Origin of the sequence: Paenarthrobacter sp. AR 02, assembly GCF_021538675.1 — a bacterium.
GTDB lineage: Bacteria > Actinomycetota > Actinomycetes > Actinomycetales > Micrococcaceae > Arthrobacter.
The window spans coordinates 39,905-65,271 of sequence record NZ_JAJUKH010000015.1 but is presented as its reverse complement, the minus strand read 5'-3'; the positions used below and the strand labels follow the sequence as shown (position 1 = coordinate 65,271).

General features: G+C 63.9%; 21 protein-coding genes. 5 read left to right on the top strand and 16 right to left on the bottom strand.

The genetic code is table 11. The features are described 5' to 3' along the window. Positions 1-8: 8 nt before the first annotated feature. The 12 genes from LRQ04_RS19845 to LRQ04_RS19790 all read right to left on the bottom strand — a co-directional run bounded on the left by LRQ04_RS19845 (position 9) and on the right by LRQ04_RS19790 (position 13,673). Positions 9-2,039 (bottom strand): YafY family protein, encoded by a 2,031-nt coding sequence (locus LRQ04_RS19845; RefSeq protein WP_235522027.1) that lies wholly within the window; start codon positions 2,037-2,039, stop codon positions 9-11. Between the two features lie 95 nt (positions 2,040-2,134). Beyond that, positions 2,135-2,530: an FKBP-type peptidyl-prolyl cis-trans isomerase gene (locus LRQ04_RS19840; protein ID WP_017200957.1), complete on the bottom strand. Its 396-nt coding sequence runs from the start codon at positions 2,528-2,530 to the stop codon at positions 2,135-2,137. An 86-nt stretch (positions 2,531-2,616) separates the two neighbouring features. Further along, entirely contained in the window at positions 2,617-3,543 is a 927-nt protein-coding gene (locus tag LRQ04_RS19835) for an FKBP-type peptidyl-prolyl cis-trans isomerase (RefSeq protein WP_235522026.1), read from the bottom strand. 112 nt (positions 3,544-3,655) lie between these two features. Then, positions 3,656-5,020: a Pup--protein ligase gene (gene pafA, locus LRQ04_RS19830; RefSeq protein ID WP_235522025.1), complete on the bottom strand. Its 1,365-nt coding sequence runs from the start codon at positions 5,018-5,020 to the stop codon at positions 3,656-3,658. A 1-nt stretch (position 5,021) separates the two neighbouring features. Beyond that, complete coding sequence (prcA, locus tag LRQ04_RS19825) at positions 5,022-5,729, bottom strand: proteasome subunit alpha (protein WP_235522024.1); 708 nt, start codon at positions 5,727-5,729, stop codon at positions 5,022-5,024. A 1-nt stretch (position 5,730) separates the two neighbouring features. After that, positions 5,731-6,540, bottom strand: a complete 810-nt coding sequence (prcB, locus tag LRQ04_RS19820; protein WP_235522023.1) for a proteasome subunit beta — start codon at positions 6,538-6,540, stop codon at positions 5,731-5,733. Positions 6,541-6,619: 79 nt separating this feature from the next. Further along, positions 6,620-6,823: a ubiquitin-like protein Pup gene (locus LRQ04_RS19815; protein ID WP_235522022.1), complete on the bottom strand. Its 204-nt coding sequence runs from the start codon at positions 6,821-6,823 to the stop codon at positions 6,620-6,622. 116 nt (positions 6,824-6,939) lie between these two features. Beyond that, positions 6,940-8,559, bottom strand: a complete 1,620-nt coding sequence (gene dop / locus LRQ04_RS19810) for a depupylase/deamidase Dop (RefSeq protein ID WP_235522059.1) — start codon at positions 8,557-8,559, stop codon at positions 6,940-6,942. Between the two features lie 50 nt (positions 8,560-8,609). Next, positions 8,610-10,418 carry a proteasome ATPase gene (arc, locus tag LRQ04_RS19805; protein WP_235522021.1) on the bottom strand — a complete coding sequence of 603 codons (1,809 nt, stop codon included), beginning with the start codon at positions 10,416-10,418 and terminating at the stop codon, positions 8,610-8,612. Positions 10,419-10,515: 97 nt separating this feature from the next. After that, positions 10,516-11,580 (bottom strand): tRNA (adenine-N1)-methyltransferase, encoded by a 1,065-nt coding sequence (locus LRQ04_RS19800; RefSeq protein WP_235522020.1) that lies wholly within the window; start codon positions 11,578-11,580, stop codon positions 10,516-10,518. 116 nt (positions 11,581-11,696) lie between these two features. Beyond that, complete coding sequence (locus LRQ04_RS19795; protein WP_235522019.1) at positions 11,697-12,860, bottom strand: site-2 protease family protein; 1,164 nt, start codon at positions 12,858-12,860, stop codon at positions 11,697-11,699. Next, complete coding sequence (locus LRQ04_RS19790) at positions 12,861-13,673, bottom strand: HAD family phosphatase (protein ID WP_235522018.1); 813 nt, start codon at positions 13,671-13,673, stop codon at positions 12,861-12,863. A gap of 30 nt (positions 13,674-13,703) precedes the next feature. Between LRQ04_RS19790 and LRQ04_RS19785 the strand changes: the two genes are divergently transcribed. After that, on the top strand, positions 13,704-14,609 hold the full coding sequence (locus tag LRQ04_RS19785; RefSeq protein ID WP_235522017.1) for a PAC2 family protein: 906 nt from the start codon (positions 13,704-13,706) through the stop codon (positions 14,607-14,609). A gap of 79 nt (positions 14,610-14,688) precedes the next feature. Here the strand turns inward: LRQ04_RS19785 and mshC are convergent, their stop codons facing one another. Both mshC and LRQ04_RS19775 read right to left on the bottom strand, forming a co-directional pair. Beyond that, the gene (gene mshC / locus LRQ04_RS19780; protein WP_235522016.1) at positions 14,689-15,966 is read right to left on the bottom strand and encodes a cysteine--1-D-myo-inosityl 2-amino-2-deoxy-alpha-D-glucopyranoside ligase; all 1,278 of its coding nucleotides are present in this window, start codon (positions 15,964-15,966) and stop codon (positions 14,689-14,691) included. 15 nt (positions 15,967-15,981) lie between these two features. After that, entirely contained in the window at positions 15,982-16,815 is an 834-nt protein-coding gene (locus LRQ04_RS19775; RefSeq protein WP_235522015.1) for an undecaprenyl-diphosphate phosphatase, read from the bottom strand. Between the two features lie 52 nt (positions 16,816-16,867). Here LRQ04_RS19775 and LRQ04_RS19770 point away from each other — a divergent pair, with 52 nt between their 5' ends. Next, positions 16,868-17,800 carry an aldo/keto reductase gene (locus tag LRQ04_RS19770; RefSeq protein WP_235522014.1) on the top strand — a complete coding sequence of 311 codons (933 nt, stop codon included), beginning with the start codon at positions 16,868-16,870 and terminating at the stop codon, positions 17,798-17,800. Positions 17,801-17,820: 20 nt separating this feature from the next. On the opposite strand, the gene rfbA is transcribed toward LRQ04_RS19770, so the two are convergent. Next, entirely contained in the window at positions 17,821-18,687 is an 867-nt protein-coding gene (rfbA, locus tag LRQ04_RS19765) for a glucose-1-phosphate thymidylyltransferase RfbA (RefSeq protein ID WP_235522013.1), read from the bottom strand. A gap of 52 nt (positions 18,688-18,739) precedes the next feature. Between rfbA and rfbB the strand changes: the two genes are divergently transcribed. The 3 genes from rfbB to LRQ04_RS19750 all read left to right on the top strand — a co-directional run bounded on the left by rfbB (position 18,740) and on the right by LRQ04_RS19750 (position 24,019). Next, positions 18,740-19,738, top strand: a complete 999-nt coding sequence (gene rfbB / locus LRQ04_RS19760; protein WP_235522012.1) for a dTDP-glucose 4,6-dehydratase — start codon at positions 18,740-18,742, stop codon at positions 19,736-19,738. Beyond that, entirely contained in the window at positions 19,738-21,159 is a 1,422-nt protein-coding gene (locus tag LRQ04_RS19755) for a sugar nucleotide-binding protein (protein ID WP_235522011.1), read from the top strand. Before rfbB ends, LRQ04_RS19755 begins: the two co-directional genes overlap by 1 nt. Positions 21,160-21,337: 178 nt before the next feature. After that, a complete protein-coding gene (locus LRQ04_RS19750; RefSeq protein ID WP_235522010.1) occupies positions 21,338-24,019 on the top strand; it encodes a WecB/TagA/CpsF family glycosyltransferase in 2,682 nt (893 codons plus the stop codon). Here LRQ04_RS19750 and LRQ04_RS19745 read toward each other — a convergent pair whose 3' ends face one another. Then, the gene (locus tag LRQ04_RS19745; RefSeq protein ID WP_235522009.1) at positions 24,020-25,363 is read right to left on the bottom strand and encodes a hypothetical protein; all 1,344 of its coding nucleotides are present in this window, start codon (positions 25,361-25,363) and stop codon (positions 24,020-24,022) included. Between the last annotated feature and the right edge of the window lie 4 nt (positions 25,364-25,367).

Here is a 25,367-nt window from a genome sequence, read left to right as displayed (position 1 = left end):
TGAGTAGTCTAGCCAGCCCGGCCGGCCGACGAAGAGTCGTATCCGGCCAGGGCCTCGTTGATCCATGCGCGGGTTGCCTGCCGCAAGGCCCCAGGAGCGAGAATACGCACCGACCCGCCGTGCTGGGAAACAAACATGGGAAGCCACTCCGCGCTGCCGAACCGGACCTCGGCCAGGAGGCCGCCGTCGGCCAATTGCGCCGTGCGCTCGGCGTAGTAGTCGTCAGCCAGCCCCACGCCCTGCCGGGTAAGCTGCAGCACTACCAGCACGTCGTCATCACTGGGTGTGTAGAGCCGCGCCGGGAAGGCGTCCGGAGCCGTCACCGTCCCGGATACCGGACGGCCATTCGGCTCCAGGGACTCAACCCTGTCCAGCCGGAAATTCCGGAGCCCTTCCTTGCTGTGGCAATACGCTTCGAAGTACCAGGTGTTGTCGAGGGAAAAGAGCCGCAGGGGGTCGACATCCCGCTCTGAAACTTCGTCCCGCTGGAGCGACAAGTACCTCAGCCGGAGCTGCTCCCCGTCCCGGATGGCCCTGGTAATGGTGGCGAAGGCCTGGGACTGTTCGGGCGCCACCGATTGGCCTGCGACCGACCCCGCCAGCCGACCAGCCTGCCCCGCAGCGCCGGTCAACTTGATGGTGACGGACTCCAGTGCGCTCCCGGGTTCGTCCTCAGGCATGCCCGCCAGCGCCGGCAGGTCCCCCAGCATGGCCAGCCCGGTCAGAAGGGCCGCTGCTTCGTCTTCGCTGAAGCGCACGGGGCGGTTCAGGTCCAGGTGCTCGGAAATGTAGACATGGTCATTTTCCCATTGGATGTCCAGGAGGTCGTCCGGATAGCCTTCCGGCAAGCCGGAACAGATCAGGATTTTCAAGTCGTCTATCAGCGCTTTGCGGCTGATGCCGAAGTGGTCTGCGACTTCCTGGATGTGCAGGCCCTGGTGGTGGACCAGGAACGGGACGAGCTGCAGCATCCTGGCCAGCTGGTCCTCCGATGTACGCTTGCGCGCCCGCGGCGTCGGCCCGGCTTCGGGGAAGATCACCGGTGGCTCAGGCGCGGCGTCGAAGTCCAAGGCAGCTTTAAGGCGGCGGACGACGGCGGACCGCAACTCTGCGGGTTCGATCACCACGGCGTGTGGTCCATAGGATGCCAGCTCTTCGGCGAGCTGCTCAGGATCCCTGAACTCCACCACGATGCGGTCACGGTCACCGTCAGGGTCGCTGATGGCAGGAGTCGAGCCGGGCCGGACAGCCCTCTTGCGGAGCGCGAGGAGCCGGCCCCTGTCGACGTCGAGGATAGCTCGTTGGATGGGCAGCTCGTTGAGGGCGTCGAGCTCGGCCCGGGCGTTAAATCCCGCCGGGGGCTCGAAACTGCCTCCGGTTACGACCGTTACCGCTGTCGTCATGCGCGAGAGCCTGAAGAGCCTCTTCGCTCCCCTCCCCCGGTCGAAGCCCACGAGGTACCACTGGGCGAACCGGCTCCCGAGACCCCACGGCTCCACTTCACGCACTTCTTCGCGTCCGGTGCTGACCGCAAGGTAGCCGAAACGGACCGGATGCCTGCCGTGCATGGCCGCCACGACGTCGTCGAACGCTTGTCCGGCGGGCTTGATGCGGGGCTGGACCCCGGCAGGCAGGTCGACGTCCGTGAAACCACCGGCAGCCTGCAGCTTCCGGACGGCGTTTGCTGCTGCGGTACCCAAAGCAGCGCGTTCCCACAACTGCGCAGCGAGAAGGAGCACCGTGCTCTCTGCCGGTGTCAGGTTCACCTCGGGAAGCCGGTTGGAGTCCTTGCCGATCCGGTATCGGGTGGACGCGGGGTCGTCGGCCCCAAAGCTGCGGGGATCGGTCAATGTTTCGATTTCGAAGCCGAACTGCTTCAGGTCCACTTTGTCGCGCTCAAACATGCGCCCAAAAGCGACGTCGTTCTCGGCTGAATCGTGGTAGACCTTTTCGCGAAGGACGGAACGCGGAAGCCCCACCTTGGTATTGAGCAAAGCCAGGAGGAGGTTCAGGAGTCGTTCGGTGCGGGATGCAGACACGGTTGCTACGTTACTAAAGTCCGGCGGGAAAGCAGCAAGGCGCGTCACCGACCGGTAAAACCGGAGGGCAACGCGCCTTGCGCGGAACGCGGGTCCTAGCGGACAGCGACGAGGTCAACCACGAAGATCAGTGCTTCGTTGGGCTTGATCGCTCCGCCGGCACCCCGGGAGCCGTAAGCCAGCTCCGACGGGATCTCCAGTCGACGGCGGCCGCCAACTTTCATGCCCAGGAGGCCCTGGTCCCAGCCCTGGATGACCTGGCCGACGCCGACACGGAAGTCGAGCGGAGCGCCGCGGCCCCAGGAAGCGTCAAACTCTTCGCCCGTGGACCAGGCGACGCCAACGTAGTGCGTGGAGACGGTGTCTCCGGCTTTTGCCTCCGGGCCCGTGCCCTCAATGAGGTCCGTGATGACGAGGTCCGTGGGGACGTCACCTTCCGGGAAGTCGATTTCAGGCTTGGTGCGGTCGAAGTCACGCTGACCAAATGACATGGTTGCTCCTTTTGCAGGATGGACGAATGGTTGTCGGATACCAGCCTAAGCCAGCACCCGGCAGGGATGTCGACGTGCGTCGGTGATTACTTGACGCCGAGGATGTCTACGACGAAGACGAGGTCGCCCTTGGCTTCGCCCTGGCCGGCAGCGCCGTAGGCCAGGTCCTGCGGAATGACCAGTAGGACGCGGGAGCCTACGGTCTTGCCGGTAAGGCCCTGGGTCCAGCCCTTGATGACGCCGCTGAGGGGGAAACTGGTGGACTGTCCGCGGTCGTAGCTGGAATCGAACTTGGTTCCGCCGACGAGGGTGACGCCTACGTAGTTCACCGTGAGTGTGTCAGTGGCTTTGACTTCAGCACCGCTGCCCTTGATCAGGTCCTGGGAGATGAGTTCCTTCGGAGCGGCAACCCCGTCCACGGAAATCTGCGGAATGCCCTTGTCGTCTTCCTTCACGGTGGGCAGCCCTGCCGGCGGCGTCACGGTCTCGCCCTCAGGCTTGTCCAGAACAGGTGCCGCGTCCTGGGCTCCGACCACCTTGAAAACGATCAGCTTGGCAGAAGTTGCAGGTGACGCCGTCGCGTTGCCCGGAGCGGCGATGGCAATGTAGCTTCCCACCTTGGCGCCGACGATGGCGTTGTACATGGCGGCGTTGGAAGACTTCAACTGATCGTTGATGTCCAGCTTTTCGGGGTCGCTGGCGTAGGTGTCCTCCAGCGAAGAGCCGTCATTGCCATCCATCACGACATAGGTGAGTTGTACCGTCTGTCCGGCCTTGACAGCGTCACCCGTGCCGGCACTGACCAATTTCACGGTGGGCTCGGCGACCGTGAGCGGCTTGGCGAACTCAACGCCCGGCGTCTTCTTGTCGCCGTTGTCCGTCACTTTGAGGGAGTCGAGCTTGGAGAGGTCTCCCGTCGACTGGCTGGTGGGCTCACTGGCCGGGGTTGTTCCTCCTCCGCACGCGGTCATCAGCAGCAGGGCAGGAAGGAGAATTGCTAGGAGTCGGCGCACAAAAAAGACACTTTCGTCGGGGCAAGGGAGACTTGGAATGACGCACTGCGCATCCAAGCAGGTGGCCCCTCTAGAGGAGACCACTACTCAGGATAGCCCGTGAAGCTGGGAGTCAGCTCATAGAGTCCAGGAGGGCGTCCACCCGCTCGTCGACACTGCGGAACGGGTCCTTGCACAGGATCGTCTGGTGCGCGCGGTCATTAAGCTTCAAGTGCACCCAGTCCACCGTGTAGTCACGGCCAAGCTCCTGAGCCCTCCGGACGAAGTCCCCACGCAACTTGGCGCGGGTAGTCTGGGGCGGCGCGTCCACGGCGTCCTTCACGTCAGTCTCGGTCACGAGGCGGCGGGCTGCTCCACGGGCCTGCAGCAGGAAGAAGAGGCCGCGCTGCCGGGAGATATCGTGATAGGTGAGGTCGAGCTGGGCGATGCGGGGCGAGTCCAGGCCGAGGTTATGCCGGCGCATGTAGCCATCCATGAGCTTCTTCTTGATGGCCCAGTCAACTTCGGTGTCGATGGTGCTGGTATCGCCGCTTTCGATCGCATCCAGAGTCCGCTTCCACAGATCAAGGATGAGCGGTACATGGGCGTTGTGCGCCCCGTTGCTGGCCACGAAGTCGGTGACCTTTGCCAGGTACTCCCGCTGGATGTCCAGCGCCGTCAGTTGCCGGCCATTGGCAAGCCGTACCAGTGCGCGCCCGGTCAGGTCATGGGAAATTTCCCTGATGCTGCGGATGGGGTTCTCCATCCGCATGTCACGCATAATGACGCCGGCCTCGATCATGCGCAGGATGAGGTCGACGGTTCCGACTTTGAGCAGCGCGGTGGTCTCGGACATGTTGGAGTCGCCCACGATTACGTGAAGGCGGCGGTAGAACTCGGCATCGGCGTGCGGCTCATCACGGGTGTTGATGATGGGACGCGATCGGGTGGTGGCCGACGACACGCCTTCCCAGATGTGATCGGCGCGCTGGGAGAACGCGAACGTGGCGCCGTGCGGGGTCTTCAGGACCTTGCCCGCACCGGCGATCAACTGCCGGGTCACCAGGAAGGGAATGAGGATCTCAGCGAGGCGGGAAAACTCCCCGCGCCTCGGGATGAGGTAGTTTTCGTGGCTGCCGTAGGAGTTGCCTGCGGAGTCGGTGTTGTTCTTGAAGAGATAAACCGTGCCGTTGAAGCCCTCCGCAGCAAGCCTCGACTGGGCTTCGTCCACGAGGTCGTCCAGGATAAGTTCGCCGGCCCGGTCATGGGCGATGAGCTGGGCGAGGTCGTCGCATTCAGCCGTGGCATATTCAGGGTGCGAACCAACGTCCAAGTACAGGCGGGAGCCGTTGGTCAGGAACACGTTCGACGACCTGCCCCAGCTGACCACCTTGCGGAAGAGGTATCGTGCGACTTCCTCCGGTGCCAGCGGGCGCGAATCCGGGCTGGAATAGGAGATTCCAAACTCCGTTTCAATGCCAAATATTCGCTTGTCCATCTCAGGTCTCCTCTGTGAGCAACCGGGTCATATCCTCGGGCAGCAACCGCCGGAAAGCCCTGCGCGAGCCACGGTGGCTTTCGGAGGCGCGGTACAGCACTGCTGCCTCGACGGCGGTGGCGGGCAGTTCATCCGCTTCCTTGTCTGTCGCCAAGGCGCGCAACGCCAAACGCATGGCCCCGGCCAGGGTGATTTCCGGCTCCCAAGCCTCACGGACGATGTCGGAGATCTGGTCAGCCAGGCCGCCCATGACCACAAAACCATTCTCGTCAGCGATCGATCCGTCAAAAGTGAGCCGGTAGAGGTGATCCTGCTCCCGGGTGGGGCCAACCTCGGCTACGGCCAGTTCTACCTCGAACGGCTTCTGTTCGGCGGTGAACACGGCACCCAGGCTCTGGGCGTAGACGCTCGCCAGTCCGCGGGCAGTCACGTCTTCGCGATCGTACGAGTAGCCGCGGACGTCAGCGTACCTGACGCCGGCCTGTCGAAGGCTTTCGAATTCGTTGTACTTTCCCACTGCGGCGAAGGCGATCTTGTCATAGATCTCGCCGATCTTGTGCAGGGAGGGTGACGGGTTTTCGGCTATCAAGGCGATGCCATCCGCGCAACTGATGACCACAACGGAACGGCCACGTGCGATGCCTTTCCGTGCGAAGTCCGCACGGTCCTTCATCAGTTGCTCGGGCGATACATAGAACTGCTGCGTCATCTCAGGCCTCCCGTCCGGCGATGGCCCGCGACTCAACAATGGCCCCGGCGATGGCCGCCAGGTCCCTTTCGGGAACCCGTCGGTGACCAGCGCGATTAACCGTGTACACCACCGGCCAGAGTTGCCGGACAGGGTCCGGCCCGCCTGTGGCGGAGTCGTCGTCGGCGGCGTCGTAAAGGGCCTCGACAGCCACGGCGACGGCAGCCTCCTCCGGGAGGTTCGGTTTCCAGAGCTTCTTCAGGGCGCCGCGGGCGAACACCGACCCCGATCCCACGGAGTGGTGCTCCTGCTCTTCATAGCGTCCACCTGTGACGTCGTAGGAAAACAGGCGGCCGACTCCGGATGAATGGTCGAATCCGGCGAAGAGCGGTATGACGGCCATTCCCTGCATCGCCATGGGCAGGTTCCCCCGGATCATGGCCCCGAGGCGGTTGGCCTTGCCCACGAGGCTGAGCAGTGTTCCCTCGATCTTCTCGTAGTGTTCGAGCTCAACCTGGAACAGGCGCGTGATATCGATGGCCAGGCCGGCCGTCCCGGCGATACCAAGCACAGAGTACTCGTCAGCCGGGAACACCTTCTCGATGTGCCTGCTGGCAATGACGTTGCCCATGGTAGCCCGGCGGTCACCGGCCATCAGCACCCCGCCGGCATATGTCAAAGCGACGATCGTGGTGGCGTGGGGGGACGACGGCACGGTACCGGCCGGCAGTAGTTGGTTGAACGGCAGGAGCTCGGGACGGGATCGTTGGAGATGCTCCGTAAAGGAAGACGTTGCCTGGTTGGCCAGGGGGCCGGTTGATGGGTCCTGCATTGCTGCACTCCTTCGACTCTGCGTTCCGATGCCCGGCGGCCTCACGCGGCCGGGCCGTACAACCCGTGGTGGCTGGGCGTTATTGGCCACCCTTTTGAACGAACGCCCGGACGAATTCCTCGGCGTTGGACTCCAAAACGCCGTCAATTTCGTCCAGGAGGTCATCCACGCCCTGGGTCGCCTCCGAGGCCTTCGCTTCGGGTGCTGCCGGCGGCGCCTCCGGGAGGTCCACTTCAGTTTCGGTTTCCCGTGACTGCGGTTGTTGCTGCTCCTGAGCTGCCATTTCCTTCTCCCTACTGTCCGTCTCCGGGGACGGAGACTTCCTACTGCAATATTGCCACGCTGCGGGCCGTTGCGGACGGCTTTGGCCCGCAGCCAAGCCGCCTGTGGCGAACCGGATCAGGCCTTTGCCGGTGGCTGGCCTTGCCCCATCAATTCGGCAAGGAAAGGGCCGGCCTCCGGATGGCGGTCGAACAGCGCTCCGGTCAGGGAACGGGTCCCCCTCAAAGGCTCCCGAGTGGGCACCCGCTGGAGCTTGCCGAGCCCTGGAACGTCGAAAATAACCGAGTCCCAACTGGCACCGACGACGTCCTTGCCGTACTTGGTGACGCAGCGGCCGCGGAAGTAGGCCCTGGTGTCCGACGGCGGTTCGCTCACCGCCCGGGCGATGTCGCCGTCGTCGACTATGCGTGCCATGCGGTCCCTGGAGAGCAACCGGTAGTAGAGGCCTTTCTCCGGTCGGATATCAGCCCACTGCAGGTCCACCAGACCCAGCCGGGCGTCGTCCCAGGCGAGTCCGTCCCGGTTGCGGTACCCCTCCAGCAGTGATTTCTTGGCCACCCACTCCACTGAGGAAGCGGCGGCGTCGAGGTCGGTTCCGAGCGTGGTGAGCGTGGACTCCCACTGGGACAAGACCCCGTGGGTGTGGCCGTCGCCCGTGACCGAATCCGACACCCCTGTTTCCTGCGCCAGCTTCGAAGCCGCTTCGTAGTACATCCACTGAAGGTCGAGGGCCGTCACCCTGCGTCCGTCGATGAGCCGCACGGTGGCCGTGAGTGTCGTGTCATGGCTGACGGCCTGGAGGGCCTGGACCGGCTCATGGACTTCGATCTTTGGGGCCTGCCCGGCCTCGATCAGGCTCAGAACCATGGCCGTGGTGCCGAATTTGAGGTAGTTGGACACCTGGCTGAGGTTCGCGTCCCCAATGATCACATGGAGTCGCCGGTACTTGTCAGCGGTGGCGTGGGGCTCGTCCCGGGTGTTGATGATGGGCCGCCGGATGGTGGTCTCCAGCCCCACCTCAGCTTCGAAGAAATCGGCGCGCTGGCTGATCTGGTACCCGGGCGTTGAACTGTCCTGGCCAAGGCCGACCCGTCCTGCACCGCATATCGCCTGGCGGGAAACAAAGAACGGGGTCAATCCACGGATGATGTCACCGAAGGGCACCGACCGGGGCATGAGGTAGTTCTCATGCGACCCGTAGGACACGGACTTGTTGTCTGTGTTGTTCTTGTACAGATTGATGGGTGGAAGGCTGGTATCAGCCGCGACTTTCCGGACCGTGGCCAGCGCGACGAGATCCCCGGCTGCGTCCCAGGCGACGGCGTCACGCGGGTTGGTGACTTCCGGGCTCGAGTACTCGGGATGCGCATGGTCCACGTAGAGGCGCGCGCCATTTCCCAGGACCATGTTCATCAGCAGGGAGCCGGACTCGTCCGCGCCGTCCAGTTCCAACTCCTGGCGGCCATAAGCCAAGGCCACAGCCTCGGCGTCGAGCACCGGCGGCTGGTCCGTCAGCTGGCTGGGGTCCGCTGCCGCCCGGTCCAAGGTCCACCCCCGGGCGTCATGCAAGGGTTCCTCGTCGGTGTAATCCCAGCGGGTCTCCGCTCCCCCGGCGGCGCGTTGGCGGGTCACCGTGGCGTAAGCCTGGATGATCCGGGCAGACATCATGGTGGCGTTCGCGCCGGGGGCCGACGGTGCGTGGATTCCGTATTCGGTTTCCGAGCCCATGACGCGCATCGCGCCACCTTCGGGCAACTGCCCGGCCGGTGTTCCTTCGATTCTTGCTGTCACAGGTACTGGCCCGTGTTGGCGGTAGTCTCGATCGACTTGCCAGGCTCCTGCCCGGCCTTACCCTGAACGATCGTGCGGATGTACGTGATCCGTTCGCCCTTCTTGCCCGAAATCCTGGCCCAGTCGTCCGGGTTGGTGGTGTTGGGCATGTCCTCGTGCTCACGGAATTCGTCCACCACGGCCCGCAGCAGGTGCTCGATGCGAAGGCCTTTTTGGTGGTTGGTCAGCAGGTCCTTGATGGCGTATTTCTTGGCCCGGTCCACCACGTTCTGGACCACTGCGCCGGAGTTGAAGTCCTTGAAGTACAGCATCTCCGTATCGCCGTTGGCGTAGGTGACTTCGAGGTATTCGTTGGACTTCTCCGTCGAATACATGGCCTCCACCGTTCGCTGGACCATGGCGTCCACGGTGGCTTGCACGTCTCCCCCGTACTCAGCGAGGTCCTGGGCGTGGAAAGGCAGGTCCGTGGTGATGTACTTCCCGAAGATGTCCGCTGCAGCCTCGGCATCGGGCCGCTGGATCTTGACCTTGACATCGAGCCGACCCGGGCGAAGGATCGCGGGATCGATCATGTCCTCACGGTTTGAAGCACCGATGACGATCACGTTATCGAGCCGTTCCACGCCGTCGATCTCGCTGAGCAACTGCGGAACGATGGTGGTTTCGACGTCGGAGGACACACCGGTGCCGCGTGTACGGAACAGCGAATCCATTTCATCGAAGAAGACCACCACCGGGCTGCCATCGGAGGCCTTCTCGCGGGCACGCGAGAAGATCAGACGGATGTGGCGTTCCGTTTCACCCACGTATTTGTCGAGCAGCTCCGGGCCCTTGATATTGAGGAAGTAGCTCTTGACCTCCGTGTTGCCGGCACGCTCGGCTGCACGTGCAGCCAATGAATTGGCCACGGCTTTGGCGATCAGCGTCTTGCCGCAGCCCGGAGGGCCGTACAGCAGGATGCCCTTCGGCGCCTTCAGGCCGTGCTCACGGTAAAGATCAGGGTGCAGGAACGGCAGTTCGACGGCGTCACGGATCTGTTCGATCTGCGGGCCGAGGCCGCCGATGTCCTGGTAGGTGATGTCGGGTACTTCTTCGAGGACAAGGTTTTCCACCTCGGCGCGCGGGACCTTTTCCAGGGCATACCCTGTGCGTGAGTCCAGTGACAACGCGTCGCCCACCTTCAGGTGGATGTTCTGCAGGGCCCCGGAAAGCCGCACGACGCGTTCCTCATCAGCCCGGCCCACTACCAGTGCCCGGTCCTTGCCGAGCATCTCCTTCAGCGTGACGAGTTCGCCTGCGCGCTCGTAACCCAGACCGGCTACCACCAGAAGTGCTTCGTTGAGCAGGACTTCCTGTCCGACGGCAAGCTGGTTGATGTTGACCAAGGGACTGACACCCACGCGCATCTTGCGGCCGGCGTTGAAGATATCGACCGACTCTTCGGTTGCGGCCTGGCCTGAGCTCCCGGCCGAGGGTTGCTTCCGGGGGTTGACCTGCACCACGGTCCCAAAGCTGTAGGGCGGCTGCCCCTCCTGCTCCAACGCACCCTTCAAGCGCAGGATCTCGGACTTCGCTGCTTCCAGCATGCTGACGAGCTTGCCGTTGTTCTGCGTAGCGGCGGCCAGCTGGCGGTCGATGTGGCGGAGCTTGTCCCGGAGGATGTTGATCTGCCGCTCGGCAACAGTCAGTTCACTCGAGGCCTCCGACGGTTGCGCGGGGGCCAGCCCCCGGCTTGCTGCCTCTTCCGGTGCGGCGTGTCCTTCTTCCGGCGTCTGCCGTCCAAGGTCGTTGTTTGACGTGTCCACGAATCATCAGCCCCTTCCTGCGCTTAACAAGACCTTAGTCCCGAAAAGCTCAGGGTGCTGGGTGACATTCGGAATGCGGACCCTATTGTGACCTTTGTCAGTTTGTGACTGTGGGGTCATCCTGGACGTTGGTTCCGGCGATGGCATCACGCGCCGCGCGGCGGAGTTTCTTGTCCGAAACCGCGCGTTCCCCAACTGCGCCGGGGGTCCAGGCGTTCAGGTCTTCTTCGCTGAACTCGGTCTTGGAAGGGCGGCGCTTTACCGAGATTCCGGTGACGCCATCGGCGAGGCGGCGGGTGACCAGCAGGAAGCCGGTGTGCGCCACCATGCGGTGATCCGGCCGGACAGCCAGACCCTCAAGGTGCCAGCCACGTACCATCGACTCCCAGGCATCAGGCTCGGTGAAACGTCCGTCAGCGCGGATGGCTTCGGCAGTGCGGGACAGCTGGGTGACCGTCGCTACATAGTTGATCCACACACCGCCAGGCGCCAGCACGGTAGCCACGGCGTCCACGCACTCCCAGGGAGCCAGCATGTCGAGCACGACGCGGTCGACGGATCCGGGGGCTTCGGCCTTGACGACCTCTTCCTGGAAGTCACCCAACGAGATCTGCCAGGCCGGGTGCGGACCACCGAAGATTGTCTCGACGTTCCCGCGGGCGATGTCGGCGAATTCCGAGCGGCGCTCGAAGGAGTGCAGGTAACCGCCGTCGCCGACAGCCCGGAGCAGGGAAATGGACAGGGCACCGGAACCGACTCCGGCTTCCACGACGCGTGCGCCCGGGAAAATGTCGGCCATGGTGACGATCTGGGCAGCGTCCTTCGGATAAACAACGGCTGCACCGCGAGGCATGGACAAGACGAAGTCGGACAGCAGCGGCCTGAGCGTCTGGTACTGCTGGCCGACGTTGTTGGTGACCACGGAACCATCCATCTTGCCGATGATCTCATCGTGGTTCAGGAAGCCCTTGTGTGTATGGAACGCCCCGCCGACTTCCAGCATCACGGTGTTCATTCGGCCACGTTCGTCCGTGAGTTGCACCCGTTCGCCCACGCGGAAAGGGCCACGGCGGCGCGCTGCGCCCGTCGGCTGCTCGGCAGTTCCGGTAACTGCCGCGTCAGGGCCTGCGCTGGCCTCGGGGGCGGCGTTTTCGCTGCTCATGTGGTGTTCCTCGCTGTTGTACGGCTGGGCCGCGACGTGTTGCTGGCTGGTGGGCGCCCAAAGGCCCCGGAGTTGTTTGCTAAGTCGGCCGGCATGTAACTCTACCGGTTGCGGGGTCAGGGGCGACCGCTGCGGCGGCCTTCCTTACCTGTAATGGCGGTCACCACGGCCTGTTGGCGCAGCAGTCCGGTGACGATTCCGTTGTGGTCCACCACAGCGTATTCGCCCCCTTCCAAGCGCGCCAAGTACTGGATGAGTTCCTGTCCCTTGGACCATTCGGGGACATAGGCCCCGGCCCCCAGGGCGTGCGCCACTGCGGTGACCGGCATCGTCGTAGCGGCCTCAAGCGGGACCGAAGCGGCGGCGCCCGGGTCCACGACGCCTTGCGGCTTACCGTCCGGTCCACATACGACGACGGCGGGGATGCCGTTCGGAGCGATGGCCAGGACATCGGCCACGGAAGCCGAGTTAGGCACCCCGACGGCGCGATCCGCGAGTCCCGCCGCGCTGACCAGGTACAGGCGGCTGCGGAGCTTCGCGTGGTGGATGGAGCTGGAAGCACCCATCCAGAGGAATCCGCAAACAAGGACGGTGATGAGCATCAGGCTGATATCCAGCGGAGCACCACTCAGGAGTGGCAACGCAATGAACCAGATGACCAGCGCCGCGACGATGATGCGGCCGGACCAGCCGGCAGCAATTGTTCCCTTGTCCTGGCTTCCGGTGGCCTTCCACACTGCGGATTCCACCAAACGACCACCGTCGAGCGGCAAACCCGGAAGCACGTTGAACAGGCCGATCAGGAGATTGGCCCACATGAGGATGTTGGCCAGGATTTCGGATACGCCGCCCAGCACATCGGCGGAGAGGACACCCCACATGGCGGCTGCCAGGACGAAGTTTGAGGCAGGCCCGGCCAGGGCCACCACGACTGAGCGGCCAGGCGAGGCCGTGAAGTTCTCAAACTGCGTGTGTCCGCCCCAGAGATTCAGGACAATCTTCTCGGTGGGCCATTTGAAGGCCTTGGCGCTGAGCGCATGTGCCAGTTCGTGGAGCAGGACGGAGATGGCCAGCAGCAGGGCGTAGCCCAATGCTACGAAGTAGGCGCCCAGGCCCAGGCGCGGCATCTGCACCAGCAGGGCCGGCCCGTAAACAATGACGGTGAACCCTGCAATAACAAACCACGAGTACGCAAGGTAGACCGGAATGCCGGCGATCCTCCCCAGCGGGATGCCCTCTTTCTTGGCGGAGGCGTGGTGCGGTGTGGTGGGACTGCTCACCTAGTTGGCCCTTTCAAGAACGTTTCCAGCCGGGAAGCGATCGACGACGAGTTGCCTCACGTCTTCGACGGTCCGGCCTGTGAGCGTGTCCCACAGGACCATGCGTGGGTCTTCGGGCAGCGGCACCTGGTGGGGTATGCCCACCGTCACGACGCCTGAAGCAATGGCGGCCGTGGCACCGGGAACGGAATCTTCCAGCGCAACGCAGTGGTGGATGGTCAGTGCCGGATCATCCAGGCGGAGTCTTTCAACCGCAGTCAGGTAGGCCTCGGGGTGCGGCTTTCCGTTGGTGACGGTGTCTCCGGTGACCATGAACTCGAAGTACGGTTTGGCCAAGCTCTCCACTACCACTCCGGCCAGGGGACCTTCGGACATGGTTACCAGCGCGCACCGGACGCCGGCCTGGTGGAGTTCATCGAGGAGCTCCCGCGCGCCCGGCCGCCATGGAACGTTCTGGCGCACCTGCTCGATCACTTGGGCACTCAGGGTATCGACAATCTGGCGGGCCTCAAGCTTGACCCCCGCGGCCTGCAGGATGGCCGCAGAGTGCAGCAGGGACTGGCCCACCAACTGCATCGCCTGCTGGTGCGACCACGTGCCGCCATGGGACTCCACCAGGGCGCGTTCAGCCGCGATCCAGTAGGGCTCAGTGTCCACCAGGGTGCCGTCCATATCCCAGAGCACGGCTTTGAGGAGGGGCTGGCTGGGTAAGGAATGCATGGCTTCAAGTCTACGTGGAACCGGGCGGGCGCCTGTGCGCGCATTGCGCTGTGGGCGAAGAGGGGACACGCACCGGCGTGAAATGCCATGCATCCCGGAGGGTCTTGGACGTAGGGTGAGTGGATGAACAGTGTGGACGGGACCCCCGAAGGACAGGACATCACCGCGGAGCCCGAGCGTTTCCTCAAGGAACCCGCGGAAGGCCAACGTGTCACCGTGATGCTCGCCGCGTTCGAAGGCTGGAACGACGCCGGAGAGGCAGCCAGCGACGCCCTGCACTACTTGAACAAGCTCTGGGACGGCAAGAAGGTTGCCACTGTGGACGCGGAGGAGTATTACGACTTCCAGTTCACCCGGCCCACTGTGCGCCGCACGTCCTCGGGTGCGCGGAAGGTCAAGTGGCCATCCACCAGGATCTACAAGGCGGCAGTTCCGGACAGCAACGTGGACGTGGTGTTCGTGTTGGGCACCGAGCCTTCCTACCGTTGGCGTGCGTACACAACGGAATTGCTGGTCCACGCCGAGGCACTCAAGGTGGACTCAGTGATTTTGGTGGGTGCCCTGCTGGCCGATGTGCCGCACAGCCGCCCCATTCCCGTGAGCACCAGCACTGAGGACAGTTCGCTGCGTGAGCGCCTCAACATGGAGGCGTCCCAGTACGAGGGGCCGGTGGGGATCGTAGGCGTCCTGGCTGAATTTGCGATGCTTGCAGGGCTGCCGACGGTTTCACTGTGGGCTGCCGTGCCGCACTACGTAGCCCAGCCCCCCTCCCCCAAAGCCCAGCTCGCAATCCTGCACAAAGTGGAAGACCTGCTCCAGGTCCCACTGGACAGCCAGGCCTTGGCAGAAGAGTCCGAGGCGTGGGAACGCGGCGTTGACGAGCTGGCCACTGAGGACCCGGAGATCGCGGCGTACGTGCGGCAACTGGAGGACGCCAAGGACACGGCCGACCTCCCGGAAGCTTCCGGCGAATCCATTGCCCGCGAGTTTGAGCGCTACCTCAAGCGCCGTGGCAAAGACCGTCCCTGACCGTTCCCACTATCGGTAAACGCCAACGGCCCTGACAGGAATGTCAGGGCCGTTGGCGTTTGAACATCAGCAGGTCCGGTTACAGCTCCACGCCGAGCAACGCGTTGACGGCATCCGCGATGACTGCCCTCCCCGTGGCCGAGCCTTCGGCGGCGGAGCGCAGTGCCTCTTGGGCCCACTGATCGACGGCGGTAAGGGCTGCGGGCGCATTGAGGTCATCGGCCATTGCCGCGCGCATCGCTTCGAGCAAGGGGGCCGCCGAACCATCCTCGGCGTGGTCCAGCGCCTCGCGCCACAGCACCAGGCGTTCCTTGGCCGCGGCGAAGCCCTCATTGGTCCATGACCAGTCTGAGCGGTAGTGGTTGGCGAGGATGGCCAGGCGAATGGCTGCGGGCTCCTCGCCTGCTGCGCGAAGTTTGGACACAAGGACCAGGTTTCCCTTGGACTTGCTCATCTTCTCGCCGTCCAGGCCCACCATGCCCGCGTGGGAGTAGTGCCGTGCCAGGGGAACTCCAGACAGCGAATAAGCATGGCCGGCTCCCATCTCATGATGCGGGAAGACCAGGTCCGAGCCGCCGCCTTGGACCGTGAAGGGTGCCGGAAGGTATTTCTGGGCGATCACCGTACATTCGATGTGCCAACCGGGGCGGCCGGAGCCAAGGCTTGCACCGGGCCAACTGGGTTCACCTTCGCGGGCCACACGCCAGAGCAGGGGGTCGAGCGCGTGGCGTTTCCCGGGCCGTGCCGGGTCGCCGCCGCGCTCCGCGAAGAGGGCGAGCATGTCCTTTTCGCCGAGCCCCGACACATCGCCCAAAGTCCACGCATCCGTGGCGTCCGAGCGTTTCCCGGCCGTTTCGACGTCGTAATAGACATCACCGTCGGGTTCACCGTCGGTGCCGGGAACCCGGTAGGCCACGCCGTCGGCTATGAGTTTTTCGATGGCCGGCACAATGTCCGGGATGGCTTCAACGGCACCGATGTAGTGATCAGGTGCCAGGACGTTCAGCGCGTCCATGTCGGTGTGGAACAGTTCGATCTGGCTCTGGGCCAGGTCTTGCCAGTCAACGCCTGTGGCATTGGCCCGCTCAAGCAGGGGGTCGTCGATGTCCGTGACGTTTTGCACGTAGGACACCCGGATCCCTGCATCGCGCCAGGCGCGGTTCAGCAGATCGAAGGCAACATAGCTTGAGGCGTGCCCCATGTGCGTGGCGTCGTAGGGCGTGATGCCGCAGACGTACATCGATTGCTCCGGTTGCCGCTCAACCTCCACGACACGGCCCAGGGCAGTGTCGAACAGGCGTAGTTGCGGCATGCTGCCGGGCAGCTCAGGAACAGGGCGGGAAGTCCACGATTTCACGACTCAACCTTAGTGCTAGGCACTGATGACACCGAAACCGAGCAGGACATACAAGGCCAGGCCGAGGAGGATCCGGTACCAAACGAAGAGGCGGTAGCTCCTGGTCGAGACGAATTTCAGGAACCAGCCGATGATGACGTAGCCCACAACGAAGGCGATGACTGTGGCCAAGGCTGTCTCCGGAAGGCCGTACGGTCCGGTGAGGCCCTCGTGGGAGACCGTCTTGTAGAGCTGGTAAAGCCCGCTGCCGAACACGGCAGGAATGGCCAGCAGGAAGGAATACCGGGCTGCGGCTTCACGCGTGTAGCCCATGAGCAGGCCGGCAGTGATGGTGCCGCCGGACCGCGAAACGCCCGGAATCAGGGCCATTGCCTGAGCGAAGCCATACAGGATGCCGTGCTTGTAGCTCAGCTGGGTGAGGTCCCGCTCCTGCCGCCCGGTGGCGTCGGCGACGGCCAGGATCATGCCGAAGACGATCAACATGGTGGCTACGATCCACATGCTGCGAAGCACCGATTCGATCTGGTCCTGGAACAGCAGGCCAAGGATGATGATCGGCAGGCTGCCCAGGATCACCAACCAGCCCATGCGGGCATCGGGATCGTTGCGCTCGACTTTGCCCCTCAAGGAGCCGAACCAGGCACGGACAATCCGGACGATGTCGCGCCAGAAGTACACAATGACGGCGGTTTCGGTTCCCAGCTGCGTGATCGCAGTGAAAGCGGCGCCCGGGTCGGCGGCGCCGGGAAGGAATGATCCGACGATCCTCAAGTGCGCGCTTGAGGAGATCGGGAGGAATTCGGTGAGGCCCTGCACGAGGCCCAGCAAGGCTGCTTCTATCCAGTTCACGTGAATAGACCCTACGTCATGAAGACTGGGAACTGCCCGTAAGCTAGCAGCTATGCAGCAGCGTTATGTCGGAAACAGCGGGTTTCGCGTGTCCTCCTTGTCCCTCGGAACCATGTCCTGGGCCCAGGAAACTGATGAGCAGGACGCTGCCGAGGTCCTTCACGCGTTCGTAGCTGCAGGCGGCACCGTCATAGACACTGCCGCGTCCTACGGCCAGGGGCGGGCTGAGGCCATGATCGGCTCCATGCTTGGTGATGTCGTGGCACGGTCTGAGGTGGTTTTGTCCACAAAGGCAGGCGTGTCGTCCACGGAGTCCAGGCGAAGCGTCGATGCTTCACGTGGCGCAATGCTCTCTGCACTTGACGCCAGCCTTGCCAGGCTCGGAACTGACTACGTCGACATCTGGTTCGCCCAGGAGTGGGACCACAACGTGCCCTTGGAGGAGACCCTTTCCGCTTTGGAACTGGCGCAGCGGACCGGGCGGGCGCGTTACGTGGGCATCTCCAACTACAACGGTTGGCAGACAGCGAAGGCCGCGGCCATCGCCGGTTTCACTTTGGTGGCCAACCAGTCCGAATATTCCTTGGTCCAGCGCAAGGCGGAGGACGAGCTCATTCCCGCGGTGGAGGACGCCGGGCTGGGGATCATGGCGTGGGCGCCGCTGGGCCGGGGTGTCCTGAGCGGCAAATACCGCGGACAAATTCCCGCAGACTCCCGTGCCGCCCAAAGCCGCCTCGCGGCGTACGTTGAGCCGTACCTGGAGCCGCGGGCTTCCAGGGTGGTTGAAGCTGTGGCCATGGCCGCACGCGGCCTCGGCAGATCTCCCCTGGATGTCTCCCTGAGCTGGCTGCTGTCCCGGCCCGGCGTTGCCACCGCCGTCGTGGGCGCCAGGAACGCCGTCCAGCTCAAAGAGCTCCTGGACGCCGCGCTGACTGACCTGCCCGCCGAGATATCGCGCGCCCTTGAGGACGTTTCGTCGTTGTAGCCAGGGCTGCCGCGGATTGCCTAATGGCGATCCAGAATATCGAGAAGGTAGCTTCCGTAACCGCTTTTGGCCAACTTCGCGGCCTGTTGACGCAGTCCGTCGTCGTTCAGGTAACCCATCCGCCAGGCCACTTCCTCCGGGGCTCCGATTTTCAGGCCCTGCCGGTTCTCGGTGGTGCGCACGTAGTTCGACGCGTCATTCAAGTCGCTGAAGGTTCCGGTATCCAACCACGCGGTTCCCCGTGGGAATTTCTGCACATGCAGCTTTCCGAGCTCCATGTATTTGCGGTTGATGTCCGTGATTTCCAATTCGCCGCGGGGCGAGGGTCTTAGGTCTTTTGCCATGGCAACTACGTCGTTGTCGTAAAAGTAGAGCCCCGGAACGGCGTAATTGCTCTTGGGTTTGGCCGGCTTCTCTTCGATGGATACCGCCAGTCCGTCGTCGTCGAATTCCACCACGCCATAAGCGCTTGGGTCCTTGACCCAATACCCGAAGATGGCGCCGCCGTCGACATCGGCGTAGTGGCGGAACTGGTTGCCCATTCCGGGGCCGTTAAAGATGTTGTCTCCAAGGATCAGGGCCACTTTGCCGGCCCCGATATGTTCCTCCCCCAGGATGAACGCCTGGGCCAGGCCATCCGGCGTCGGCTGCCGGGCGTATGTCAGGTTGATCCCGAACTGGGAACCGTCGCCCAGGAGGTTCTCGAATTGCGGGCCGTCGGCAGGTGTGGTGATGACGAGGATGTCGCGGATGCCAGCCAGCATCAGAGTGCACAGCGGGTAGTAGATCATGGGTTTGTCGAAGACGGGAACCAACTGCTTGCTGATGGCGAGCGTAATTGGATGAAGCCGGGAACCTGTGCCACCGGCAAGAATAATTCCGCGCATCTACTGTCCTCTCCCGCTGCGCACTGCAGTATCCTGCGGTTACGCTATGGCCATGCAGAGAATCCTTGTCACCGGCGGGGCCGGATTCATCGGATGCAATTTTGTTCACTTCATCATGGAGCACACCCGCCTCCATGTCACTGTCCTGGACAAACTGACCTACGCCGGCACTATTGATTCGCTTTCGGGGCTGCCGTCCCGCCGCTATGAATTTGTTCAAGGCGATATCTGCGATGCCGCCTTGGTGGACGCCCTGATTCCCACGGTCGATGCGGTGGTCCATTTTGCTGCAGAGTCACACAACGACAACTCGTTGGAGGATCCACGGCCGTTCCTTGACACCAATTTGGGGGGTACTTTCACCCTCATCGAAGCGGCGAGGAAGCACGGCACCCGGTTCCATCACATCTCCACGGATGAGGTGTACGGTGACCTGGCCCTGGACGATCCGGACAGGTTCACGGAAAGCTCCGCGTACCGCCCCACCAGTCCTTACTCCGCCACGAAGGCGGGTTCGGACCTGTTGGTCCGGGCGTGGGTCCGGTCGTTCGGACTTCAGGCGACCATCAGTAATTGCTCCAACAACTACGGCCCGTACCAGCACGTGGAAAAGTTCATTCCGCGTCAGATCACCAACATCCTGGACGGAGTTCGTCCCCGGCTTTACGGTCAGGGGCGCAACGTGCGGGACTGGATCCACGTGGCAGACCATTCCTCGGCGGTGCTGAAAATCCTTGAGGCCGGGCGGATCGGTGAAACCTACCTGATTGGTGCCGACGGCGAACGGTCCAACCGTGAGGTTGTGGAGATGCTGCTGGAGATTGCGGGTAAACCCCGTGACGCCTACGACCTCGTCCATGACCGCCCGGGCCATGACCTGCGCTACGCCATTGATTCCAGCAAGCTTCGCCGCGAACTTGGCTGGATGCCGGGTTACCGGGATTTCGACGCCGGGTTGTCGGACACCATGCAGTGGTACAGGGACAACGAGGACTGGTGGCGTCCCCAGAAAGCCGCCACCGAGTCCAAGTACGCAGGCCAAGGCCACTGATGGACGGGGCATACCGGCTGCAGTCCTCGGCCACGTCCATTCCGGGACTGACTCTGTTCCGGCTTCCGGTTCACGCCGATAGCCGCGGATGGTTCAAGGAGAACTGGCATCGTCGCAAGATGATGGACATCGGGCTCCCGGATTTCGGTCCGGTGCAGAACAACATCTCCTTTAACACCGAACGCGGCACCACCCGCGGTATACACGCTGAGCCTTGGGACAAATTCGTCTCGTTGGCCGCAGGGCGGATCTTTGGTGCTTGGGTGGACCTGCGGGAAGGACCGACCTTCGGTGTGTTGTTCACGGCCGAACTGACCCCGGGCGACGCAATCTTCGTGCCACGCGGCGTGGGCAATGCCTTCCAAACCCTTGAAGACCGCACCGTGTACTCCTATCTCGTCAACGATCATTGGAGCCCGGAAGCCCAGGAGGAGTACACCTTCCTGAACCTTGCGGACGAGGACGTCGCCGTCCCCTGGCCAATTCCCGTGGAGCAGGCAACAGTCTCTCCGCAGGACCGGAAGCATCCGCACCTGGCGGACGTCCGTCCGATGCAGAAAAAGCGCACCTTGGTACTCGGGGCCGATGGCCAGTTGGGTTCGGCGCTCCGGAAGGCTTTTGCCGGTGACGCGACAGTTGACTTCGCCGGGCATCCCCAGTTCGACATCACCTCGGAAGAGTCCTTCGACTCGGTCGATTGGCCCCATTACTCCACCGTTATCAACGCAGCAGCGTTCACAGCCGTGGACGCCGCAGAAACCGCTGAAGGCCGGACCGCTGCCTGGCTGATCAACGCCGGTGCCGTGGCTGCCCTGGCGCGTACCGCCGTCGAGCATTCCCTGACGCTTGTCCATCTCTCCAGCGAATACGTCTTTGACGGCTCGGCGGAGGTTCACGGCGAGGACGAGGCGCTGACTCCCCTGGGGGTGTACGGCCAAAGCAAGGCGGCAGGCGACCTGGCGGCGTCGACGGTGCCGCGGCACTACCTCGTGCGGACAAGCTGGGTGGTGGGTGACGGCCGGAACTTTGTCCGGACCATGGCCGCCCTGGCTGAACGCGGAGCGTCGCCGAACGTCGTGGATGACCAGTTTGGCAGGCTGACCTTCGCCGACGACCTCGCCGCCGGGATCAAGCATCTGCTGGATACGCAGGCAGCCTACGGGACTTACAACATCAGCAACAGCGGCTCGCCGGTTTCGTGGGCCCAGGTGGCCAGGGAGGTGTATCGGCTGAGCGGAGTGGATCCCCTCAAGGTGACCGCTGTCAGCACCGCGGCCTACGCGGGGCCGGGCAGCGCCCCCAGACCGCGGAGCAGTGTGCTGGACCTGGCAAAAATCAAGGGTGCCGGGTTCTCTCCCCCGGACGCGTCGCAGCGCCTCGTTGAGTACCTCCTTGCGCGGGAAACCCTAGCGAAGGGGTGACATTCGTCCTAGAGTTGGCGTACGGCAGCCCGTCCGGGCGGGCCGGGAGACACCTTAAGTAAACAAACTGGCAGGCCGGCACCACGCTGGCCACGGCGACCCAGGGCTGTGCAGCGGCCCAGGATCGCCGGCTATGTGTTGTGCCTTGAGCTGGACCCCGAAGCCTGGAGAGCCAAGAATGTTGCTGCCGAAGATCGCCCCGCAGAGGACCGTCCTCCCCCACCGCGGTACCGCCGTCAACGCCCGCTCCCTGCTGCTCGGCGGCGCACCGGTAGAGCTGATGGGATTCGAGGACGCCCTGCGCGACATCGTTGATCGTGCCTCTGCGGATGGGGCCAAACCCCTGGGCGTCTGCTCGGCCAACCTCGATCACCTCCGGCACTTCGGTGCCGGCAGCCGTTGGGCGGGCACCTTGAACCCGCCCGTGCCGGTGGACTGGCTGACGCTGCTTGATGGGGCACCACTGGTGGCTCAAGCCCGGAGGCTCACTCACCGTGACTGGCCCCGATTGGCCGGCAGTGACCTCATAGGGCCGTTGCTTGACCAGGCTGAGCAGCGTGGGCTCCGCGTGGGTTTCCTGGGAGGATCACCGGAAGCCCAGGCCCTCATCCGCGAGCGTTTCGCCGTGGAGCGTCCCAGGCTGGTGGTCGCAGGATGGTGGGCCCCCGAGCGTTCAGTCCTGAGCGACGTCGACGCGTCCTCCCGCCTGGCCGCCGACATAGCTGCCAGCCGAACGGACATCCTGGTGGTGGGCTTGGGCAAGCCGCGTCAGGAACTCTGGATCGCTGAATATGGGCCATTGACCGGGGCCAGGGTCCTCCTGGCTTTCGGGGCGGTTGTCGACTTCCTGTCCGGCCGGATCCGGCGGGCACCGGTTTGGGTGAGCGCCCATGGCCTTGAGTGGGCGTGGCGACTGATGCTTGAGCCCACGAGGCTCGCCCACCGCTACCTTGTGGATGGGCCGGGGGCCTATCTCAAGCTGCGGATGCGCAGCGATGCCACGCCCCTTCCAGCTGCCGACACAGTGCCGAATGCTGCTGCCGCCTTCGTCCCAGCCGACCCGGAGCATGAGCCCAGCCGTGCTCCGGGATCGTTTGTCCCGGTGGAGTCCAGAGCCGACGTTGCCGTAGTGGTGGTCACCTACAACAATGCCGACGACGTCGGACCCCTGCTTGCGGGGTTGCGGCAGGAAACCGTTGCGCAAAGCATCAAGGTGGTGGTGGCCGACAACTCCCCGGACGATCGCACCATGCTGGAACTGTCACGGCATCGGGATGTCGTGGCCGTGCCGACAGGTGGCAACCTCGGATACGCGGGCGGAATCAATGCCGCCATGCGCGTCGCCGGGGCCGCTGATGCGTACCTCGTCCTCAACCCTGACTTGCGGGTCGAGGAAGGGGCGATTTTGGCCATGCGTCGCCGGATGGCCGAATCCGGGGCGGCAGTGGTGGTGCCGGTCTTGCTGGACAACGATGGCACTGTCTATCCGTCGCTGCGACGGGAGCCCAGTGTTCTGCGAGCGCTGGGCGATGCGGTGTTCGGGAGCCGGGTGCAGGGCAGGCCCGGTTGGTTATCGGAGATGGACTACGACCCGGAAAGCTACCGGCACGCACACCTGGTGGATTGGGCGACGGGTGCTGCGCTGTTGATCAGCGGCGACACAGCGCGGGCCGTGGGTGATTGGGATGAACAGTTCTTCCTCTACTCGGAGGAGACGGATTATTGCCGGCGTGTCCGGGAGTCCGGCGGTTCGATGTGGTTTGAGCCGCTGGCCCGGATGTGGCATGAACGAGGGGGTTCGGGTTCTTCGCCGCAGTTGACGGCGTTGATGGCGGTCAATCGTGTGCGTTACGCGTCGAAGTATTTCCCGCCGGCCCGTTTGGGGGCCTTTACCGCCGTCGTGCTGGCCGGGGAGCTTGTACGCATGGGTAAGCCGGGGCATCGTGAGGCTGCGTTTGCGGTGGGCAGCCGGAGACAGTGGGAAGGGTTGCCGCACGCCACGAGGGCCACTACGGACCCGTTGGGGGACGGGCCGCCTCCTGCGGGTGCTGTGATCATTCCTGCCCACAACGAAGCGGCCGTGATCGGGCGGACGCTTGAATCGCTGGCTGGTGTCCTTGCTTGGGGCACGGTGGAGGTCATTGTTGCCTGTAATGGGTGCACGGACGAGACGGAGGCCATCGCATCGACGTTCCAGGGGGTGCGTGTGCTTCACGTTGAGGCTGCTTCGAAGTCTGCGGCGTTGAATGCCGCCGACCAGGTTGCGGGTCTTTGGCCACGGCTGTATTTGGACGCGGACATCGAGGTCAGCTCGGAAGCGGTGGCGGACGTTTTGCGGTCCCTTGCCGAGGGGCCGTTGCTTGCTGCCCGCCCGGTGTTCCGCTACGACACCAGTGGCGCTTCTGGGTTGGTGCGCTCTTACTACCGGGCCCGCGGCCGGGTGCCGGCCAATGCGCAGGGCCTGTGGGGTGCGGGGGCGTACGCCCTGAGCCACGCGGGGCACGATCGTTTGGGTGTATTTCCTTCCCTGACCGGGGACGACTACTACGTGGATCGTCTGTTCAGTGGTTCGGAGAAGGCAGTCGTGGCCACGGTACCTGTGGTGGTGCGGACGCCACGCACCCCGGCTTCCTTGCTGGCCGTTCTTCGGCGGACGTATCGTGGGAACGCGCAGCAGGATGAACGATTCGCGGGGCAATCGGCCTCCCGTACCCTGCGTGAGCTGCTTACGTCCGTGCGGGGGCCTCTGACTGCTGTTGACGCCGCCGTGTACGCCGTCTTCGCCGTTGCGGGCCGTCGTCGTCCGCTGGTGGGCCGTAGGCCCGTTACTGCCTGGGAGCGGGACGAGACCAGCCGCTAGTCAGAAGCCGCAGTTCCCGCCTCCTTCGATGCGGTACAGGTGGACGGCGTTGCCGTCCTGGAAGGTATCGGTTAAGTGGCCGTCGAGGATGGGAATGGTCCGGTTTTCGTCGATCACGACGGCGGAGCTGCCGCCGCACTTGAGGGTGAAGGTCGCCTGACCGCCGGCTGGCTTGGTGGCACCGGCGAAGATGTAGGCCGTATGGTCGTACATTTTGGTGCTGAGGTCCACCGGGCCGGTTGCTGTGGTGGCACCGTCCAGGAAGGGTGCGTTGAGGACGGGCGCGAGCTTAGTGATCTGTTGGTTCAGTGCCGTCACTGTTGGTCGGACTTGGGTGCCGCAGTCCCGCAGGACGTGCTGGGAAATGCAGTCGCCCCCGAAGTTGTGGTTGAAGTAGATCACTCCCCTTGCACCATGGATCAGGCTGCTCCATACGGCAGCGCGGATCTGGGGGGCGGTGATGGTTGTGGCGTTGGGCGAATCCTTGAAGGGATGCCCGGCTTCCACGAAGGCCCAGATGGGGGTGGCCTTTCCGGCCGGTTGCAGCTTTCGGATCCGGTCTATGGTCCAGCCGTAGTTGGCTGCGAGCCGGCATTCGCCAGGGGTGAGGTCCCGTGTGTAGCCCACGATGGCGCCTCCTTCGCCTTTGGCGCAGATGCTGGGGTCGGTAAACCAGTATGTGTCGGCTGAGACGACGTCCTGGACGCCTTTGAAGAACTCGACGGATTCTTCATCTGAGAGCCAGAAGGCCACGCCCTTGCCGTAGTTGGCGTAGAGCATGGCACCTGTCGGGGCAACGGCGCGGCGTTCTTTCTGTACCGTGTACCCGCACTTGCTCTCCTCGGGAATGCAGAGTGGCCCCTCCCCGGGGTACTTTCCGGTCCAGGGAGTGCTGCCCGGTCCAGCCCACATGTCCACTTCATCACTGAGCGCGAAACCGGAGGCATAGGCAGAGTCGAAGGTGGGGATGGCGTACATGTTCGAGGCCCGCACCAGTTGGAGGTCGGAGTTGGCGGTCAGCTCGACATAGGTATTGAGGCCGGCTTGGGTGTCCAGGGCGATGTTGCCCTTGTCCAGGACACTCTCGAACCAGACGGCAAGAGGGAAATAGGCGGGATCGGCGGGGAGCCCGTTCCTGAATCGTCCGTAGTAGTCCGCGCCCCCGTCGACGGGTCGCAGCACGACGCCCTCATAGGACGGTGGCGGGGTCGCTGTGGTCCCGGGCTGGCTGCTGGCCGGTGCAGGAGGGCCGGTGAAGGGAGGGACTCCGCTGGCGGCCGCCACGGCAACGGCGACGCCGGCCAAAGCAGTGCCTGCCAGGACGCCTATTGTCCTTCGTTTCACGGAC